General features: G+C 36.1%; 16 protein-coding genes. 13 read left to right on the top strand and 3 right to left on the bottom strand.

What is annotated here, in order from left to right:
* Positions 1-14: 14 nt before the first annotated feature.
* The 12 genes from BJL90_RS20435 to BJL90_RS20380 all read left to right on the top strand — a co-directional run bounded on the left by BJL90_RS20435 (position 15) and on the right by BJL90_RS20380 (position 14,241).
* On the top strand, positions 15-2,234 hold the full coding sequence (locus tag BJL90_RS20435; protein WP_236904974.1) for an ABC transporter permease: 2,220 nt from the start codon (positions 15-17) through the stop codon (positions 2,232-2,234).
* A gap of 435 nt (positions 2,235-2,669) precedes the next feature.
* The gene (locus BJL90_RS20430; RefSeq protein ID WP_070972562.1) at positions 2,670-3,434 is read left to right on the top strand and encodes a MerR family transcriptional regulator; all 765 of its coding nucleotides are present in this window, start codon (positions 2,670-2,672) and stop codon (positions 3,432-3,434) included.
* A gap of 124 nt (positions 3,435-3,558) precedes the next feature.
* Positions 3,559-3,774 carry a CBS domain-containing protein gene (locus BJL90_RS20425; protein WP_070972560.1) on the top strand — a complete coding sequence of 72 codons (216 nt, stop codon included), beginning with the start codon at positions 3,559-3,561 and terminating at the stop codon, positions 3,772-3,774.
* Positions 3,775-4,133: 359 nt separating this feature from the next.
* On the top strand, positions 4,134-4,847 hold the full coding sequence (gene vanR, locus BJL90_RS20420; RefSeq protein WP_070973462.1) for a VanR-ABDEGLN family response regulator transcription factor: 714 nt from the start codon (positions 4,134-4,136) through the stop codon (positions 4,845-4,847).
* Positions 4,834-5,940: a vancomycin resistance histidine kinase VanS gene (gene vanS / locus BJL90_RS20415; protein ID WP_070972558.1), complete on the top strand. Its 1,107-nt coding sequence runs from the start codon at positions 4,834-4,836 to the stop codon at positions 5,938-5,940. The genes vanR and vanS overlap by 14 nt, the downstream gene beginning before the upstream one ends.
* A gap of 169 nt (positions 5,941-6,109) precedes the next feature.
* Entirely contained in the window at positions 6,110-7,177 is a 1,068-nt protein-coding gene (gene vanG / locus BJL90_RS20410; RefSeq protein WP_070972556.1) for a D-alanine--D-serine ligase VanG, read from the top strand.
* The gene (locus BJL90_RS20405; protein WP_070972554.1) at positions 7,155-7,937 is read left to right on the top strand and encodes a M15 family metallopeptidase; all 783 of its coding nucleotides are present in this window, start codon (positions 7,155-7,157) and stop codon (positions 7,935-7,937) included. The genes vanG and BJL90_RS20405 overlap by 23 nt, the downstream gene beginning before the upstream one ends.
* A complete protein-coding gene (vanT, locus tag BJL90_RS20400) occupies positions 7,918-10,041 on the top strand; it encodes a serine racemase VanT catalytic subunit (protein WP_236904973.1) in 2,124 nt (707 codons plus the stop codon). The genes BJL90_RS20405 and vanT overlap by 20 nt, the downstream gene beginning before the upstream one ends.
* A gap of 368 nt (positions 10,042-10,409) precedes the next feature.
* Positions 10,410-11,534, top strand: coding sequence for an ABC transporter substrate-binding protein (locus tag BJL90_RS20395; RefSeq protein WP_070972551.1), 1,125 nt, complete (start codon positions 10,410-10,412; stop codon positions 11,532-11,534).
* Between the two features lie 207 nt (positions 11,535-11,741).
* Complete coding sequence (locus tag BJL90_RS20390; RefSeq protein WP_205684254.1) at positions 11,742-12,575, top strand: ABC transporter permease; 834 nt, start codon at positions 11,742-11,744, stop codon at positions 12,573-12,575.
* A gap of 10 nt (positions 12,576-12,585) precedes the next feature.
* The gene (locus BJL90_RS20385; protein ID WP_205684253.1) at positions 12,586-13,353 is read left to right on the top strand and encodes an ABC transporter ATP-binding protein; all 768 of its coding nucleotides are present in this window, start codon (positions 12,586-12,588) and stop codon (positions 13,351-13,353) included.
* A 123-nt stretch (positions 13,354-13,476) separates the two neighbouring features.
* Positions 13,477-14,241: a MerR family transcriptional regulator gene (locus BJL90_RS20380; protein WP_070972547.1), complete on the top strand. Its 765-nt coding sequence runs from the start codon at positions 13,477-13,479 to the stop codon at positions 14,239-14,241.
* 119 nt (positions 14,242-14,360) lie between these two features.
* Here BJL90_RS20380 and BJL90_RS20375 read toward each other — a convergent pair whose 3' ends face one another.
* Genes BJL90_RS20375 through BJL90_RS20365 form a run of 3 tightly spaced genes read right to left on the bottom strand, consistent with a single transcriptional unit; the run spans position 14,361 to position 17,110 of the window.
* The gene (locus BJL90_RS20375) at positions 14,361-15,152 is read right to left on the bottom strand and encodes an ABC transporter ATP-binding protein (RefSeq protein ID WP_070972545.1); all 792 of its coding nucleotides are present in this window, start codon (positions 15,150-15,152) and stop codon (positions 14,361-14,363) included.
* A gap of 18 nt (positions 15,153-15,170) precedes the next feature.
* Entirely contained in the window at positions 15,171-16,076 is a 906-nt protein-coding gene (locus tag BJL90_RS20370) for an ABC transporter permease (protein WP_070972544.1), read from the bottom strand.
* Positions 16,077-16,108: 32 nt separating this feature from the next.
* Complete coding sequence (locus tag BJL90_RS20365; RefSeq protein ID WP_070972542.1) at positions 16,109-17,110, bottom strand: ABC transporter substrate-binding protein; 1,002 nt, start codon at positions 17,108-17,110, stop codon at positions 16,109-16,111.
* 676 nt (positions 17,111-17,786) lie between these two features.
* On the opposite strand from BJL90_RS20365, the gene BJL90_RS20360 reads away from it, so the two are divergent.
* Positions 17,787-18,314, top strand: coding sequence for a DUF2179 domain-containing protein (locus BJL90_RS20360; RefSeq protein WP_070972540.1), 528 nt, complete (start codon positions 17,787-17,789; stop codon positions 18,312-18,314).
* Positions 18,315-18,597 lie beyond the last annotated feature (283 nt).

Genomic DNA, 18,597 nt, shown 5'->3' with positions numbered 1-18,597 from the left:
AGAGAGTTTTTCGGATGTTGAAAGGAAATCTATTGAGATATATTGGCGTTCTTATGCTGATTATCCTTGGAAGCTATACCTTTATTGTGGCGGCGGGGCTTTCTCAGAATCTCGCTAACCTGGTCACAACCTTTACAGAGGAGCATAAGCAGGAAGATCTGTCCTTTTCAACTGATAGAGCTATTTCTGATAGGGCAGCATTAGAGAAAGAGTTTGACGCTATCATCGAGGAGTATATGAGCTTTGACGCTGAACTGTCCGACACCCTTACCCTGCGGCTCCTCAGTGAAACAGAAAGACTGAACATCCCGGCTGCTATAGAGGGACGAGGGCTTTTAGGTTCGGGGGAGATTCTACTTGACCCTGCCTTTGCCGAAGCCAACGGCTATCCTATAGGCAGCCAAATAGAAGCGGCAGGTAAAACCTTCGCTGTGGTTGGCTTTGTGTCCCTGCCCCACTATATCTATCCGCTAAAGAACGTGTACGATATACTGTATTCCCCCAATGATTTCGGTGTGGCGGTCATAAATCGAGAGGAATTTGCGGATATAGATAATGCTGCTAGTATTTATTCCGTCAGGTTTCATGACAGAACCCAGAGCTTTAATAGACAGGCGGTGGAATTACGGGAGGGTTTACGGGCAGAAGGTATAATTGTCTCCGACTGGATTGACATTATGAACAACAAACGGGCAAGAATGGTTTGGGCCTCCATAACCGGTATGAAAACCATGAGCGTACCGTTGCCGGCGGCCATGTTTCTATTGTGCTGCTTAATTATCGGCATCATGATCTGGCGTATGATTCGCTATGAATCGGTGATTATTGGGACCCTCTACGCCCAAGGCTACCGTAGGCGTGAATTAATGCGCCATTATATGACCCTTCCTCTACTGCTGGCTTTTGCAGGTGGAGTGATCGGAAGCCTGTTGGCACTACCCTCTATCAAGCCAATAGTTATAGCTATGGTTTCATATTATAATGTTCCCGTCATAAACATTAAACTGAGTGTTTTGAATGTCTTGATTGGAATACTGACCCCGACGCTATTTTTGGGCCTCAGCAGCTATCTGGTAATACGTTCAGAGCTGAAGCGTTCTCCAGCGGAACTTATGAAGGGGGACAAGCAAAAAACCAAGGTTAACGCCCTGGAGCGGGCCTTTAAACTGGAAAGGTTTAAATTCAGCACCAAATTCAAGCTGCGGCAGCAGTTTAGAAGCATTTCGCGGCTTGTGTTTCTCTTCCTGGGTGTTACCAGTGCCTCTGTCCTAATGCTCTTTGGTTTTACCATTATGAACTCCATGAATCATGTATTCAACACCGCCTCAGACGTATACCAGTTTGAGTATGAATACGCCTTTAAGGATATACAATACGATGAGGCACCAGAAGGGGCAGAGGCCTTCAATGCAGGAAAGTTTTATCCCGACAATAATGAGGGAATTGAGTTTTATATAACTGGGATAGAGCCAGATTCGACGATTGTGACGTTGAAGGATAGCAAGGGAAATCCCCTTCCTAATAACCAAACTAACATTACAAAGCCTTTGGCTAACCGATTAGGAATTAAGGTCGGGGACGCCGTAACCTTCATAAACAAAGCGGATGGGAAAGCCTACACCTTTCATATTGACGCTGTCGCCGACTCAAAAGTCGAGCAGTTTATCTTCATGCCAATAGATGAGTTTAACATAAAACTGGGACTTCCAGAAAATAGCTATATGGGGCTTTTTAGCATAAATAAGCTTGATATTCCTGATGAAGAGCTTTCAGGAACCAAGTCCCTAAGTGAGGCATCGGATGCCATGGATGAATTTTTGGGGCAGATGATTTCCATGGTAGCATTGATGACTATTGTTTCCAGTATCGTGGCCTTGATTATCCTCTATCTTGTAACTTCGTTGATTATTGAGGAAAATAGAAACACCATATCGCTTTTCAAGGTATTTGGCTACCGCCGTCGGGAGATCAAGTCCATGATATTAAACAGCTCTACCTTTGTTATAGTGGCTGGATTTATGATCAGCATTCCTATTATGGCGGCGTCGATGGGTGCAATGTACGGCTATCTTGGCAATATGATTAATTTAGTGCTGCCAACCATTATTAGTCCCCTTTATGTGGCTGTATGCTTCGTGGTCATCATGTTAACCTATCAGCTAAGCAAGCTGTTGTGTGCAAAGAAGGTGAATGAAGTTTCCATGAGTGAAGCGCTAAAAGCAGGAATGGAGTAAAAAAGTTTCTGTATACATTTCCTTTGAGGTGCATATAAAAAAACCTGCCGTTTTTTGTACGGCAGGTTTTTTGTGTTAATTATATACAATTTCAACATCAGAAGAAATAATGGCCAATAAAAATAATGGAGGTGATTTTGAAGAAGGGAAAACAATAACGAATACTTAGAAAGTGTATGTGCAGGCAGTGACGATCATGATTTTTTATACTATAGCGTAGCATAGCAATAATTCCTCTACGGTCATCTTAGGGTAAATTTTATGATCTATGCATAACTTTTTATAGGTAAAAAATTGTTATATAAATTATACCTAATAATAAAGAAAGGTTTAGACTTTTATAAGCAGATTCAATCCTTTTAAAAAATAGTGTATGCCCCTGTTGACATTAACGCAACGTAAAGGTATATAGTTATTATATCAGGAGGTGAAAACATGGAATATACAGTACAGAAGTTAGCTCAAATAGCAGGTGTCAGCACGCGGACATTGAGATACTATGATGAGATTGGGCTCCTTAAGCCGGCAAGGATCAATTCATCAGGGTATCGCATTTATGGTGAAAAAGAAGTGGATACCTTGCAGCAAATCCTTTTTTACAGAGAACTGGATATGAACTTAGAGAAGATTAAAGATATTATAACCACACCCTCTTTTGACAGAGAAAAGGCATTGAGAGAACATCGAGAAAAGCTGCTTGAGAAAAGAGTGCAATTAGATTTGTTAATTGCGAATGTCAATAAAACCATTGCGGTAATAGAAGGGAGAACTACTATGGATAATAGAGAAAAATTTCAAGGTTTTAAACAAAAGTTAATCAATGACAATGAAAAGAAATATGGCAAAGAAATCCGTGAAAAATACGGTGATGAAGTTGTTGATCGGTCAAACAATAAACTGAAAAATATGGAAAAAGAAGAGTATGATGAAGCCAATAGATTAGGAGAAGAAATTATTGCAACACTTCATACAGCTCTTAAAACTGGAAATCCAGCAGGTGAACTGGCACAGAAGGCAGCAGATTTACATCGCCAATGGTTAAGTTTGTATTGGAATAACTACACCAAAGAAGCCCATGCAGGAGTTGCACAAATGTATGTAGATGATGAAAGATTCACAGCATTTTACGATAAAGAACAACCTGGAACAGCAGAATTTTTGAGAGATGCTATCCTTATTTATACGGGAATGAAAAAGTAAAATCATTATAAAATCCTTAGAATAGTTGAGCTAAATGATTATATATGAAATGATGTGGTATATATAATATATGAAACTTCTCATAAAAAACAAATTGCAACTTTTTTTTTGGGGGGGAGATACTATGAATCTAACAGCAAAGGATATCATGACGAAGGATGTTATTTTTATTAATGAAGATAACAGTATTTATGAAGCAATAAAAGTATTGGTATCTGTTGATGTCAACTGCTTACATGTTCTTAACAGTGAAGGTATTTTGGTAGGAATTGTAACAGAAACAGATTTAGTGTATATAAGCAAAAAACTGAGTTACAAGGATTTATTGATTTATTCTTGACAATCAAAACCTATACATGTAAGGTATAAGTAAATATTTACTTTATACCTCCATATATAATGGATATACATGGAGATATAAAGGAGAACAATGTTTCCACGCAGTTAATGGTATTTGCAGAGAGTGATATTCTATTTAATACTGATACTGAGGCTAATATAATACTATAGTAACAAAACTAGAGATCGTAAAAAGGCAAAAATAGACCTAGCAAAAATGTTTGCTCTACAAAGTATTTCTCTTTGGAGATTGGGGAATATACCTAACTATAAAGAGCATGGATCAAAAAGAATTTATCTGGATATTTGGCAGCAAATATTATAGAATACTGGGAAAAAGAAAAAAACAGAGGTAAAGTTATGGAAACAAATATATTAGTTGTAGATGATGAAAAAGAAATCGCTGATTTGGTAGAATTATATCTTAAAAACGAAGGATATAATGTTTACAAATTTTACACAGGAAAAAAAGCAATGGAGTGTATCGACTCTATGAAATTGGATTTAGCTGTCTTAGATGTGATGCTTCCTGATATAGATGGATTTTCTATTTGTCAAAAGATCAGGGAAAGACATCATTATCCTGTCATTATGTTGACTGCTAAAGTAGAAAATATTGATAAAATTACAGGACTTACCATTGGGGCAGATGACTATATAACAAAGCCCTTTAATCCACTAGAAATGGTGGCAAGGGTAAAGGCCCAACTAAGAAGATATACACACTATAATGCTTTGGATGTTAATAAAGCAAAAATTGTTCAAAATACCAATGAATTTGATTTTTCTGGGCTGATCATTAATAAAGATACGCATAAGTGCAGCCTTTATGGAAAGCCTCTATCTCTAACACCTATTGAATTTTCAATTCTTTGGTATTTATGTGAAAATAGAGGTAAGGTGGTTTCTTCCGAGGAGCTTTTTGAAGAAGTATGGGGAGCAAAGTATTTAGACAATAATAATACTGTCATGGCTCATATCGGAAGGATAAGGGAGAAGATGAAGGAGCCTCCAAGAAAGCCAAAATTCATCAAAACCGTATGGGGGGTAGGCTATCAGATTGAAAAAGATTGATATAACAGGGGTTAAAACTAAGCTAACCCTGCGTCTATTAGCACAATTTTTCTCTACAGTAGTTTTATTTACCATTGGACTGGCATTGTTATTTTTTATAGGCATTTATGTGGGCCATCGAGTAATTGTGTGGTATTATCCTTGGGGGTTTTGGTACCGTTTATTCAAATTTGCGGATAGTTTTAGACTTTATTTATTTTTATTGGTTTGGGGCATAGTATTTTTATTGATTACCTTATATTTTTGGAACAAGACTATAGGGTATGTAGATAAAATGACAAAAGCAATTGATGACTTATTTGAAAATGATACGGATTTGATTCAATTACCTAACGGATTGAAGGATGTTGAAGAAAGATTAAATCAAATAAAATATAATATAATGAGAAATCAGCAATTGGCAAAAGAGGCGGAACAAAGAAAAAATGATTTGGTTGTCTACTTAGCCCATGATTTAAAAACCCCTCTTACCTCCATCATCGGTTATTTAACCCTATTGCGGGATGAAGGGCAAATCTCTCAGGAATTAAGAGAAAAGTACTTATCCATCTCTTTAGAAAAATCCGAGAGATTAGAAGCTCTTATCAACGAGTTTTTTGAAATTACTAGATTTAATTTGAAGGACTTAACTTTAGAGCCTGCTAAATTTAATTTAACGAGAATGTTAGAACAGATTACCTATGAATTCCAGCCTTTATTGAAGCCAAAAGGTCTAAACTGTTCCTTGAAGGCAGAGAAGGATATTTTTCTTCGAGGAGATGTGAAAAAACTAGAGCGGGTCTTCGATAATTTGATTCGAAATGCTATCAGCTATAGCTATCAAAACACTGAAATTCTAATAACAGCAATTTCAAGAGATCAAGAAGTCATTTTAAAGTTCTGTAATCAGGGAGATACCATTCCTGAGCATAAGCTAAACCACATATTTGAACAATTCTATCGGTTAGACGCTGCTAGAACTACTGAAAATGGTGGATCAGGTCTCGGTCTAGCCATAGCCAAAGAAATTATTGAACTTCATGGAGGAAGAATTACAGCCTCTAGTGAAAATGAAATGATCGCCTTTGAGATTTTCATCCCTAACCCTTCGTAAGAAAATCTTAAGAAGTTTGTTAGAAAATCTAAAGACTTTTATAGGTAAAAACGGATAAAGAGCATCATTTGTTTCGATAAAATAGGATTATCGAGATAGATGGTGTTTTTTTATTTCAAACAAGCTATGAAATAGCTGAGAAAATATTTATTAAATAAGGGGAGGAAATATAATGAAGAAAAAAGTAGCAGTTTTATTTGGAGGATGTTCTACAGAATATTCAGTATCTCTGCAATCGGCTTATGCATTGATTAGTCACTTAAACAAAGATAAATATGAAGCGATTTTGATTGGAATTACCAGACAGGGTACATGGTTCCGTTATAGAGGAAGCTTAGAGAAAATTAAAAATGATACATGGTTCACTGATGAAAGTTGCGTTTCAGCTATGATTTCTCCAAGCAGAGAAGTACAAGGAATTATAGAGTTCTGTGACGATAAGGTAGAACGAGTGCATATTGATGTAGTGTTTCCTATAATACATGGAAAAAATGGTGAAGATGGTACCCTACAAGGATTACTAGAGCTAGCAGGTATCCCTTTTGTGGGCTGTAACACGCTTTCTTCTGCCCTTTGCATGGACAAAGGACTTGCTCATTTAGTAGCACAGGGGGCTGGGGTAAAGGTAGCTCCGTTCCTTGTAGTTAGAAAATATGATGACTTTCAGCAGAAGCTAAAAGAAACAGAGCAACTGAAATATCCTCTTTTTGTAAAGCCTGCAAAGGCGGGATCTTCTTTTGGTATTACAAAAATCATCAACAAAGATCAGTTAATAGATGCCCTTCAACTGGCTTTTACCTATGATGATAAGGTAGTTATTGAGGAGGCGGTGGAGGGCTTTGAAGTGGGTTGTGCTGTCTTAGGAAATGGAGAGTTAATTATGGGAGCATTAGATGAAATTGAGCTTCAAAAAGGTTTCTTTGATTATAAAGAAAAGTACACTTTGGAAACCTCAAAAATTCATATTCCTGCAAGAATTAGCTCTAAAAAAACAAAGGAAATGAAAGAGACGGCGGCAACCCTATATCGTGCCTTAGAATGTAGAGGACTTGCCAGGGTGGACATGTTCTTAACACCTAAGGGGGAAATCTTTTTTAATGAAATCAACACAATTCCTGGGTTTACCTCCCATAGCCGGTATCCTAGCATGCTTTCTCACACTGGACTTGCCTTCGAAGAAATAATAGATCAACTGATAGGATTGGTGACAGAAGATGAAAACAATAGAACTTACTAGAAAAAAAATATATAAAGGACATCTTATCCTTGTAAATCAACAATATCCTATTCATGAGGAGGTGATCACCAAGAACCATCGATTTGTCCCTGTAGATGAATCTCATGAAGATATTTTTTTAGAACTACGCTCTGCTGTCATGTTATCTCAATTAATTAAGGCCTGCAAAGCTGAAGACAGTATTGTTCCCATCAGCGGCTATCGTTCTTTACAGGAGCAGCAAGAAATCTTTCAAAATTCCATGAGGGAAAATGGCGAGGCATTTACCCTCAAGTATGTAGCATTACCTAATTGCAGTGAGCATCAGACAGGATTTGCTATAGATGTGGCAGAAAAAAAACAGGATATTGACTTCATTTGTCCTGATTTTCCTTACCACGGAATCTGCCAGAAATTTAGAGAGAAGGCAGCAGATTTTGGTTTTATTGAGCGGTATCAAAAGGGGAAAGAAGCTATTACAGGTATTGGACAAGAGCCATGGCATTTTCGATATGTGGGTTATCCCCATTCTAAAATCATAGAGAACTTGAAGCTTACCTTGGAAGAATATATAGACCTTCTTAGAAATCATATTTATAACAAAAACCCATTATTATTTCAAGAAAAAGGACGAGAAATTCAGGTATCTTATGTAAATCTTATAGAGGAAAACTCTGTTACGGTTCAAGAGCCTAATGGTATGTGGCAGATATCCGGCAATAACGTAGATGGTGGAATTATTACTGTATGGGGTGAAAATGATGAAAGACAGAGCGTATAAAGGGATTGATTACTTTCGTTTTATTGCAGCTATTTTAGTAATTGCCATTCATACCTTTCCCTTATTATCTGTAAACACAGAGGCGGATTTGATTTTGACCAGGGTAATAGGGCGTGTTGCTGTCCCCTTTTTCTTTATGACAACAGGATTTTTTATTTTTGCCTCTTATGATGAAGGGAGCTTTTCCTATAAAAGCTTCTTGCTAAAAATAGTAAAGCTTTATGGTGTGTCAATTTTACTATACCTACCTCTAAACTTTTATGCAGGGCATTTTAGTGGAAAATATGCAGGGGCATTCATTTTAAAGAATATTTTTTTCAACGGAACTTTTTATCATCTGTGGTATTTTCCTGCTATTATCATAGGGGTTGGGGTGTTTCTTCTTTTATTAAAATACTGTAAAATGCACACTGCAATAATTATAGCACTGTTACTTTATTTGATAGGTGTGTTTGGTGACAGTTACTATGGCATAGCTAATGAAATTCCTTTTTTAAGAAATTTCTATGACATTTTGTTTTTTTTCTTTGACTATACAAGAAATGGTTTGTTTTTTTCTCCTATTTATTTGTTTTTAGGGGCATTATTCTCTAAAATTCCTCAAAGACATTCCTTTAAAACCAGTATGGTGGGTCTCTTGCTCTCTTTATCAATTTTAATGGTAGAAGGGTTATTGATACACCACTTTTCAGCCCCTAAACATGATAGTATGTATATAGCGTTGCTGCCATCCATGTACTTTCTTTTTCAAATGCTTCTTCTGTGGAAAGGTAGTAGCCATAAATCGCTACGTACTATTGCTATGTTAGTATATATAATCCATCCATGGTGTATTGTTTTGATTAGAGGTTTCGCTAGATTAACAAAAACGGAGGCTTTCTTCATAGATAACAGCATACTCCATTTTACATTGGTTACACTTTTGTCAGTTTTTACTTCTATGATCTTCAACTTTATATGGAATAAAGAGAGAAAAAACCTGGATCAAAAAGGAAGAGCTTGGCTAGAAATTGATTTATCAAATTTGAAGCATAATTTCTTACAGTTAAAAGATGTGCTGCCAAAAGGATGCCAAGTCATGGCGGTGGTTAAAGCAAATGCTTATGGGCATGGGGATATTCAAATTGCTTATGAATTGCAGACCATGGGGGTCAATGCCTTTGCAGTGGCATCATTAGAGGAAGGAATTCGTCTCCGCAAAAATGGGATAAAGGGATGTATTTTAATCTTAGGTTATATCTATCCAGAAGAAATAAATAGAGTGATAAAGTATGATCTAACCCAAACGGTTATAGATTATCATTATGCTACTGTTTTGAATCAATATGGGAAAAAAATCAAAGTTCATATTAAAATTGATACTGGTATGAATCGTTTAGGTGAAAATTTTCACCATATAGATGAAATCACAAAAATATTTCAATTGCCAAATTTAGTTATTGAAGGAATGTATACGCATTTATGTGTAGCTGATAGCCAGATAAGAAAGGATGTAGCATTTACTATACAGCAGGTTGAAAATTTTTATAAGGTAGTAGACTACTTAAAGGGATTAGGCTATTCTTCACTGAAACTTCATATTCAAAGTAGTTATGGCGTATTGAACTATCCAGAGATCTCTTGTAATTATGCACGACTGGGCATTGCCCTGTATGGTCTGTTGAGTAATGAGATGGATGAAACAAAAGCAAAAGCGAAACTTCGTCCAGTACTTTCTATTAAAGCCAGAATTTCTATCATAAAAACCCTCAAAGCTTCTGAAACGATAGGGTATGGACGACAATTTGTAGCCAATACTCCAATGAAAATTGCCACCGTCACCCTTGGCTATGCAGACGGTATTCCTAGAAATCTTATTCGTGGGCATGTTCTTTTAAGAGGTGTAAAGGTACCAATTATAGGTAGAATCTGTATGGATCAATTAACCATTGATGTTACCAATATCCCAAATGTAGAACAAGGGGATATCGTTACAATGATAGGGCAAGAAGGCAAAGAAAAAATCACCGCAGGAGAAGTGGCTGGACAAGCTGGAACGATTACCAATGAGTTGGTTAGTAGACTAGGCAGCCGGCTTGAAAAAGTTTATCTAAAAAAACTATAAAAGAACTGGGATAGAAGCCTAAGTATGCTTCCCTAGAAGAAATTATTGGTAGTGCTTGGAAATGGCATCAAGGATATCCAAATGGATATAAGGGGCAATAAATATAGATTTACTGTTATAAGTTTTTAAAAGTTTAAGTTTTGTTTGTTGCAAAAAACAGTTAATGTTATTGTGCTAATAAAGTCCTATTGATGTAGGGCTTTGTTTTTTGTATGTAAGAACCAAGTATTTGCAATAGACAAAATTAATTAACCAATAGAGATGTATTGGTTTTATCAATTAGACAGCAACAAAAAGCTGCTATATAATGTAAAAGATGTTATATGTTTCTTGAGTATTTTATAAAATAAGGAAAAGGATGTGTAAAAATGAAGAAAAACATGATTTTTTTCATACTTGGAATTATTATTTTTTTTGCAATTTTTAGTGGATGTAGTTCTAATGATATTGACAGTAATAAGGCCAATATAGACATACCAAGCTTAAAGGTAGGATACATATTTACAAATCATCAAACACCTTTGATGGTAGCTGCTAGTAAGGGTGAGGCGTTTAAAGAAGAAGGTATTTATTTAAAGGAGATAATAAATCGTGAAAAATATGTATTGATGAGGGAAGAAACTCCTGTAGCCAATTTAGATATAATTGTTAATAAAAATGGAGCAGAAACTATTACGATGATGACGCAAGGGCATATTGATTTAGCTTTAGCATCTAGTGCTGCATTTATATCTGCTGTTGATCAAGGTGCTGAAGTAAAGATGCTTTGTCCTGTACATACAGAGGGAATTGGTCTTGTAATGGCTAAAGATGTTGAAGTAAACAACTGGGAAGAATTTGCTAAGCTTGCAAAGGACAGTGAGGAGCCTATAAAGGTAGGATATCACTCTCCAACTAGTGCACCTCTTATATTATTTGAAGCAGCCATAAGGGAAGCAGGACTAAGCTATACAAAAAATCCAGAGGATTTAAGTGTAAATATTATGCTTGTAGACCTTAAGGGGACAAACAACTTAATACCTGCCTTAACCAGCAAGCAAGTAGATGCTTGGGTGGGACCATCACCGTATCCTGAATTGGCTGTTACAGAAAATGTAGGTAAAGTCATTCTGGATATGAAGCATATGCCTCCTGAAGGAAAATGGTATGACTTTCCTTGTTGTGTAGCAGGAGCTACTCAAAAAGCGATAGATGAATATCCAGAGGCAGTAGAATATTTTACAAAGCTAATGACTGTAGCGGCTAATTATGCTGATGAGCATAGTGATGATGCAGCAAAAATAACTTCAGAATTTACAGGTGTGCCTATAGAAGCGGCTAGAATGTCAGCTATAAAGTATACAACCAATCCAAGTGAGACATGGATAACCAACCTAGGCCTTGTTTATGAAACACTTAAAAATGCAGATAGTTTTAATGGAAGATTTAGTGATAAAGCCTACGAAGAAATTCATGATGATATATTTGAGTTTGTATTTATAAATAAAATATAGATATCCAACCTAATTACTTAAGTTATACATTTAATTATTTATAGGATTTTCAATGAATTGCCCTGTATAAATTTATAGGTATAACTTAAGTTTTTAACTTGGATGTCTATAGATGAAAAATAGTTTAAAAACAAAAAACAGATTAGCAGGGGATACCCTGCTAATTCTGCATTACAGAAATATGAATTATATCTTGGGGGGATTCTCTTGAATAAAGGTTTGAAATTTGTATCACCAATAATACTGCCGCTTTTGTTTATATTTAGCTGGCAGCTTTTTTCTATAAGGATAGAAAACCCTATTGTCATACCCTCAGTAGATAATGTAGTTAAGATACTTATGCAGCCTAATGAAAGTCTTTTGAGCATAGGATCATTGGTAAGAAATACGTGGATAAGCATTTTAAGGGTAGGGATAGGCTATACTGTGGCTGCAATCGTAGCAATCCCTTTGGGGATGTTTATTGGATATTTTAAAAAGGTTGAAAAATTTCTCATGCCTTTTTTAAGTCTTTTTAGGCCTATTGCTCCATTAGCGTGGGTTCCATTGGTATTAGCTTGGTTTGGAGTAGCAAGTTTAGCTACTTTGTTTAATATTCAAGGTGGAGAGCTATATATATTATTTAATAATATAAAGCTTTCCATGATATTTATCATTTTTATAGGGGCTTTTTTCCCTATACTAACAAATAGCATATATGGTGTGAAAAGTGTAAGGAATACACTGATAGATTCTGCTTTAACTTTAGGCGCTAAAAAGATAGATATACTTATAAAGGTTCTTCTACCAGCATCCTTACCTTCTATAGTAACAGGACTAAGGGTAGGCCTTGGTGTGGCATGGATGTGCCTTGTATCTGCTGAAATGCTTCCAGGAAGTTTAGCGGGCATAGGATATCTTATAACCCACGCCTACACCCTGGCAAGAACGGATATTGTGATAGCAGGTATGATATCAATAAGTTTGGTTGGTGGAATTTTTGACAATCTATTTCACATCATAGAAGTGAAATTTTTTAGCTGGCAGAGGTTAGAGAAGTAGGAGGTAGGGCATGAATAAAATGATAGAGGTTAAAGGATTGAACAAAATTTTTTTAACAGAAAAGAAAAAGGAAGTTTATGCATTAAGAGATATTAACCTTAGTATAGAAGCCCAGGAATTTGTTTGTTTGCTAGGTCCTAGCGGTTCGGGAAAATCAACCTTACTTAGACTTATGGAAGGGATTACAGAGCCTACAACAGGTGAAGTAAAAGTTATGGGTCAGACCATAAGAGGACCTATATTAGATGCGGGAATGGTTTTTCAAGAGTATTCGTTAATGCCTTGGAAAAATATAATAGATAATGTAGCTTTTGGGTTAGAATTAAGAAAAGTACCTAAGAGGGATAGATACAAAGTTGCTAGCGAAATTCTGGACAAGTTTGGTCTTGGAGAGTTTACAAAAAGTTTTCCCCATGAGTTATCCGGTGGTATGAAACAAAGAGCGGCTATAGCAAGGTCTATAGCAACTTCTCCTAAAATACTTTACATGGATGAACCCTTTGGGGCCTTAGATGCCTATACAAGATTTCAAATGCAAAAAGATTTAATAGAGTTTTGGTTGCAAGAAAAGAGAACCATCGTCTTTGTAACCCATAGTGTAGAGGAAGCAATATTTTTAGGTACAAGAGTTATTTTAATGAGTCCAAGACCTGGAGAAATTGTAGGAGACTATCATATAGAACTAGCCTATCCTCGAAATCGTTGGAGTCAGGAATTTGGAGAATACTTTCAAAAAATAATGGGCCAATTAGATGAGGTAAGTGAAAGAAGTAGATAATAGGATAATTCTAGCATGCGTTTAGCAACACAGAAGATTACTGTTTCTCCAAAAATATTTAAAATCCCTGTTGACATTAACGTAGCGTGAAGGTATATGGTTATTTTATCAGGAGGTGAAAACATGGAATATACAGTACAGAAGTTATCTCAAATAGCAGGTGTCAGCACACGGACATTGAGATACTATGATGAGATTGGACTCCTTAAGCCGGCAAGGATCAATTCATCAGGTTATCGTATTTATGGTGAAAAAGAAGTAGATGCCTTGCAACAGATCCTTTTTTATAGAGAACTAGGTGTGAATTTAGAAAAAATTAAAGATATTATAACTACACCCTCTTTTGACAGAGAAAAGGCATTGAGAGAACATCGAGAAAAGCTGCTTGAGAAAAGAGTGCAATTAGATTTGTTAATTGCAAATGTCAATAAAACCATTGCGGTAATAGAAGGGAGAACTACTATGGATAATAGAGAAAGATTTCAAGGTTTTAACCAAAAGTTAATCAATGACAATGAAAAGAAATATGGCAAAGAAATTCGTGAAAAATACGGTGATAAGGTTGTGGATCGGTCAAACAATAAACTGAAAAATATGGTAAAAAAAGAGTATGATGAAGCTAATAGATTAGGAGAAGAAATTATTGCAACACTTCATACAGCTCTTAAAACTGGAAATCCAGCAGGTGAATTGGCTCAGAAGGCAGCGGATTTACATCGCCAATGGTTAAACCTTTTTTGGGATAACTACACCAAAGAAGCTCATGCTGGAGTTGCACAAATGTATGTAGATGACGAAAGATTCACTGCATATTATGATCAAGAACAACCGGGAACAGCAGAATTTCTGAGAGATGCCATCCTTATTTATACGGAAATGAAAAAGTAAGATCATTTCTATAGAATAATTTAAATACCTTCTAGAGAAATACTAAAAGAAGCTAAGTCATAACAACTAAAATAAAGCCTCCCAAAGAATAAAATTGTTTGGGAGGCCCTCTTTTTTTATTAAGCTAATAACATTCTATCATTTACCAGCTGTTTTTTTCTTTCTTTAGAGTAGTAGAGCAATAATTCCTCCACCGTCATTTTACTTCGTTTTTCCCCTTTGATATCTAAGATAATCTCACCAGCATCCATCATAATCGTACGATTACCAAAGGAAAGTGCCGCCTGTATATCGTGGGTAATCATCATGGTGGTTATTTTTGATTCAGCAATAATATCTGTAGTAATTTTTAGGATTTTTTGTGCTGTCAGTGGATCAAGAGCAGCGGTATGTTCGTCTAAAAGTAAAAGTTTTGGTGAAGAAATAGTACACATCAGGAGGGTAACCGCCTGTCTTTGCCCTCCTGACAAATGACCTACCTTTGTTTTCATACGGTCTTCTAAACCTAAATCTAAGGTAGTTAATAATTCCCTAAAATAAGAAGAATCTTTTTTATTCAAAGCAAAGAAGCTTTTCTTAGCTTTTCTCGTGTAGGCTAGTGCTAAATTTTCTTCAATGGTCATGGAGGGGGCAGTACCCTTCATCGGGTCCTGCATAAGCCTTCCGATATCATATGCCCGTTTATAATCGGCAAGTCCAGTGATGTTTTTATTGTCCAGCATAATGACACCGCTATCTATATAATAAGCTCCAGCAATAGCACCAAATAATGTAGATTTTCCAGCACCATTGGAACCAATGATGGTAACAAAGTCACCTGAATCCAAGTGAAGATTTAATGAATTCAAAGCTCTCTTTTCATTTGCTGTTCCGGGGTAAAAAGTTTTACTAACATTTTTTAAGTCTAACATATATTGTCACAAACCACTTTAATTCAAACGGTTTGCAGCCTCCCTTCTCTTTTTATTCTGTTCTATGTTTGCTTTTATAGAAGGTACAGAAAGAGCAATTGCTACAATAGTTGCAGAGACTAATTTTAAAGCATAGGGAGGGAATAGATCAATTTTCAAAGCAAAGGCGACAATAATTCTGTAGATGATAGAGCCTACTGCTGAAGAAATCAAACCAAAGGTAACAGAGCGTCTACCAAACAAAGCTTCTCCAATGATTACAGAGGCTAGTCCAATGACCACCATACCACTTCCAGAGCCTACATCGGAAAACATTTGGTATTGGCAGATTAAAGCGCCAGATAAAGCCACACAGGCATTACCCATAGATAAACCAATACACTTCGAAGTATTTGCGTTGATAGAGGAGGAACGAACCATTTCCTCATTATCTCCCGTTGCTCGAATGGCAAGTCCAAACCTTGTTTTGAAAACAATAGCGAGGAATCCTATGATAACGATACATACCAGTAAAGCTAGAAGTGTTCTTCCTAAGCCGCTTTGAGAAACAATCATCGATTCCATCTTCATAAAGAGAGTTTCACTCCCCACAAGAGATAGATTTGCCCTACCTCCCATAATACCTAGATTTACTGTGTATAATCCTGTCATAACAAGAATACCCGACAGAATAGGGTGTATACTTAATTTGGTTTGCAAAAGACCAGTAGTGAGACCGGCTAATGCACCAGCAATCATTGCAAACAATAGGGCAAGGAAGGGATAGCCAGCTATGGTGATTACCGCAGCACAGGCCATACCAAGTGAAAAGCTGCCATCAACAGTTAAGTCTGGTACATTTAAAATACGAAATGTTATATAAATTCCCAATGCCATAATAGCATAGATGAGTCCAAGTTGTATGGAGCCGATGAATAATGTCATATTTTTCTTCCTTTCTTAGATGGTAAGCAATCCTACTCACCAATAATAACAAATTCTTGCATCAATTCTTCTGAAATAGTTATGCCTAATTCCTCAGCTGTATTGATATTAATCATTTTTGCATATTCGGCAATTTGTTCAACATGATTTTCTTCTATGGTTTCGCCCTGAAGAATACGAGAAATCATTAAAACAGTTTGTTTTCCTAGCACAGTATAATCAATACCTACTGTTGCCAAGCCTCCATCAATAACCATAGAGTCGGCTCCTACATAAGTAGGCAGGTTTGCATCCATTGCAACTTGAAGATAAGTAGGCATTGCAGAAGCAACTGTATTATCATTTGGTGTGAAGAAGGCATCCACTGACCCAACCAAAGAAGTAGCAGCTTGCTGCAAATCAGCGGTGCTTGTGATGGTAGCTTCTTTGTAGGCTATACCATGTTCATCGCAATAAGCCTTTGCTCTGTCGATGCCGGTTGCAGAGTTTATTTCACTGCTGTTATAGATAAAACCGAATACCTTTACATCTGGCGTTAATGCATTTGCCAGTTCAAAAATATCTTCAATAGCAATTGAATTTGAAACACCGGTAATATTGCCTGTTGTTTCTTCAAAAGCAGAGACAATACCTGCTTCTATTGGATTGCTGACTGCAGAAAATACAATAGGAACAGTCGTCGTAGAAGCCTTTGCAGCTTGAGCGGGAGCGGTTCCAATCGGAACAAGCATATCTACACCACTACTCAACATATTCTGCATAATAGAAGGCAATAAGCTCATATCACCATTGGCATTTTTAAAATCAATTTCAATCTTAATTTCATCATTTGATGCAAGTACCTCTAATTCTGAAATAATTGTTTCGCGGATTTGATTTAAGGAAGGATGATCCATAGGTTGAATAATACCAATTTTAAAAACTTTTGCTTCAGAGGATGTTTCTGATCCAGAAGAACCCGTATTGCTTGAACAAGCTGTTAACACCCCTAATATCATGATCATTACAAGTAAAGATGATAAAATTTTTTTCATAGCTTTTTCTCTCCTTTTCATTAGGTTTATATAAAATATGCTGCCAGTGAGGGATGTGTTGTACTAAGAAAGTTCTCGCAAAATAAAAAATCTGCCCTTTACTTAAGGACAGATCATATCTGCTAATGCCACCTTAATCTAGTTATTATGTAAATAGCATAATAACCCTAATTTCATGAAAATGCCAACACATTCTCTGTTGTTAACGCCAACCTACGTCTTGGCTACTAGATGACTTTACAAGGATACGCCTTATAAATACTCATCTTTCACCTCGCCCTCAGTGGTCCATTTGCCGTACAGCGTCTCCGCAGGTTTCCACCATCCCCTGCTCTCTGTAGGTGCTTATTACGACGTTATCTCCACATCATTGGTTTAATAGAACTATTATAATTCATATTATTAAAAAATGTCAAGTTGTTTTACTTGAATTGTTTAACTATTTAATATTTTAATAGAATCGTAAAAATCAAATGTATATCCTCATTTTCTTTCAAGGATCTACAAGCCTAACGCCCCTTTCAATGAAAAAATCTTAAAATTTTTAATCTCACTTTGTTGAAATATGTAAATTTTTATAAGAAATTGCATAGGTGGAAGTTCGTTTACAGCATTAGCATTTTTACTAGAGATATGTTATCATGAATAATAGAAATTAAAATGGAGGAGTGCTGACATGCAAGAAATTATTTTAATTCTATTACTACAGTTGGTTTATGTGCCTATCTTTACCCTTAGAACAATATTTCTTGTAAAAAATATGACTATGATTGCATCTTTTCTTGGATTCATGGAGTCATTAGTGTATGTATTTGGTTTATCACTTGTTTTCAGGGGAGAACAGGGCCCGGTGGCACTGATTGTATATGCTGTTGGATTTGGTGTTGGAATACTGGTTGGAGGAGCCATTGAGAATAAGCTTGCAATTGGTTATAATAGTCTTGTGGTGAATTTGATGGAGAAAAACATGGAACTAATTGATCATCTAAGGGCGGAAGGTTTTGGTGTGACTGTGTACGAAGGGGAGGGCCGGGATAGCAAGCGGTATCGCTTAGATATTCTTACAAAGAGAAGCAGAGAAGAAGAGCTACTACAGAGAATTGAAGCGTATGAACCTAAAGCCTTTATTATTTCCTATGAAGCAAGAAAGTTTAAGGGTGGATTTTTAGTAAATGCTATGAAAAAGATTAAAACCACATCATAAGGAATGCTTAAAAGTTTTACTTGGTGAAATATAGAAAACATCTGTCAAAAATGCAGGTGTTTTTTTGAAAACTAATTACAAAGTTGATTTAGAAGAGCAAAGTGAAAAAATTTAAAGGGCGGGAATATAGACTCTTGCTTCGTCATTTATGAGGGATTCATTTATAATTCTATTAAAATAAAAGATTATTTGAAAAAGTTTGCAAAAATATATTGACATGAATTAGTCAAAGTTATATTATTAGGATAAGACTTGTAGGACAGCTGACATCATTCAAGTTTAT

The organism is Clostridium formicaceticum, assembly GCF_001854185.1.
Lineage (GTDB): Bacteria > Bacillota > Clostridia > Peptostreptococcales > Natronincolaceae > Andreesenella > Andreesenella formicacetica.
The sequence above is the reverse complement of the archived record's forward strand: the minus strand, read 5'-3'. Positions and strand labels throughout refer to the sequence as shown.

Excerpts from the sequence above, each read along its gene's own strand:
- BJL90_RS20435 (WP_236904974.1), top strand. The coding sequence starts at position 15 with ATGTTGAAAGGAAATCTATTGAGATATATTGGCGTTCTTATGCTGATT.
- BJL90_RS20430 (WP_070972562.1), top strand. The coding sequence starts at position 2,670 with ATGGAATATACAGTACAGAAGTTAGCTCAAATAGCAGGTGTCAGCACG.
- BJL90_RS20425 (WP_070972560.1), top strand. The coding sequence starts at position 3,559 with ATGAATCTAACAGCAAAGGATATCATGACGAAGGATGTTATTTTTATT.
- vanR (WP_070973462.1), top strand. The coding sequence starts at position 4,134 with ATGGAAACAAATATATTAGTTGTAGATGATGAAAAAGAAATCGCTGAT.
- BJL90_RS20405 (WP_070972554.1), top strand. The coding sequence starts at position 7,155 with ATGAAAACAATAGAACTTACTAGAAAAAAAATATATAAAGGACATCTT.
- vanT (WP_236904973.1), top strand. The coding sequence starts at position 7,918 with ATGAAAGACAGAGCGTATAAAGGGATTGATTACTTTCGTTTTATTGCA.
- BJL90_RS20395 (WP_070972551.1), top strand. The coding sequence starts at position 10,410 with ATGAAGAAAAACATGATTTTTTTCATACTTGGAATTATTATTTTTTTT.
- BJL90_RS20385 (WP_205684253.1), top strand. The coding sequence starts at position 12,586 with ATGAATAAAATGATAGAGGTTAAAGGATTGAACAAAATTTTTTTAACA.
- BJL90_RS20380 (WP_070972547.1), top strand. The coding sequence starts at position 13,477 with ATGGAATATACAGTACAGAAGTTATCTCAAATAGCAGGTGTCAGCACA.
- BJL90_RS20375 (WP_070972545.1), bottom strand. The coding sequence starts at position 15,152 with ATGTTAGACTTAAAAAATGTTAGTAAAACTTTTTACCCCGGAACAGCA.
- BJL90_RS20370 (WP_070972544.1), bottom strand. The coding sequence starts at position 16,076 with ATGACATTATTCATCGGCTCCATACAACTTGGACTCATCTATGCTATT.
- BJL90_RS20365 (WP_070972542.1), bottom strand. The coding sequence starts at position 17,110 with ATGAAAAAAATTTTATCATCTTTACTTGTAATGATCATGATATTAGGG.
- BJL90_RS20360 (WP_070972540.1), top strand. The coding sequence starts at position 17,787 with ATGCAAGAAATTATTTTAATTCTATTACTACAGTTGGTTTATGTGCCT.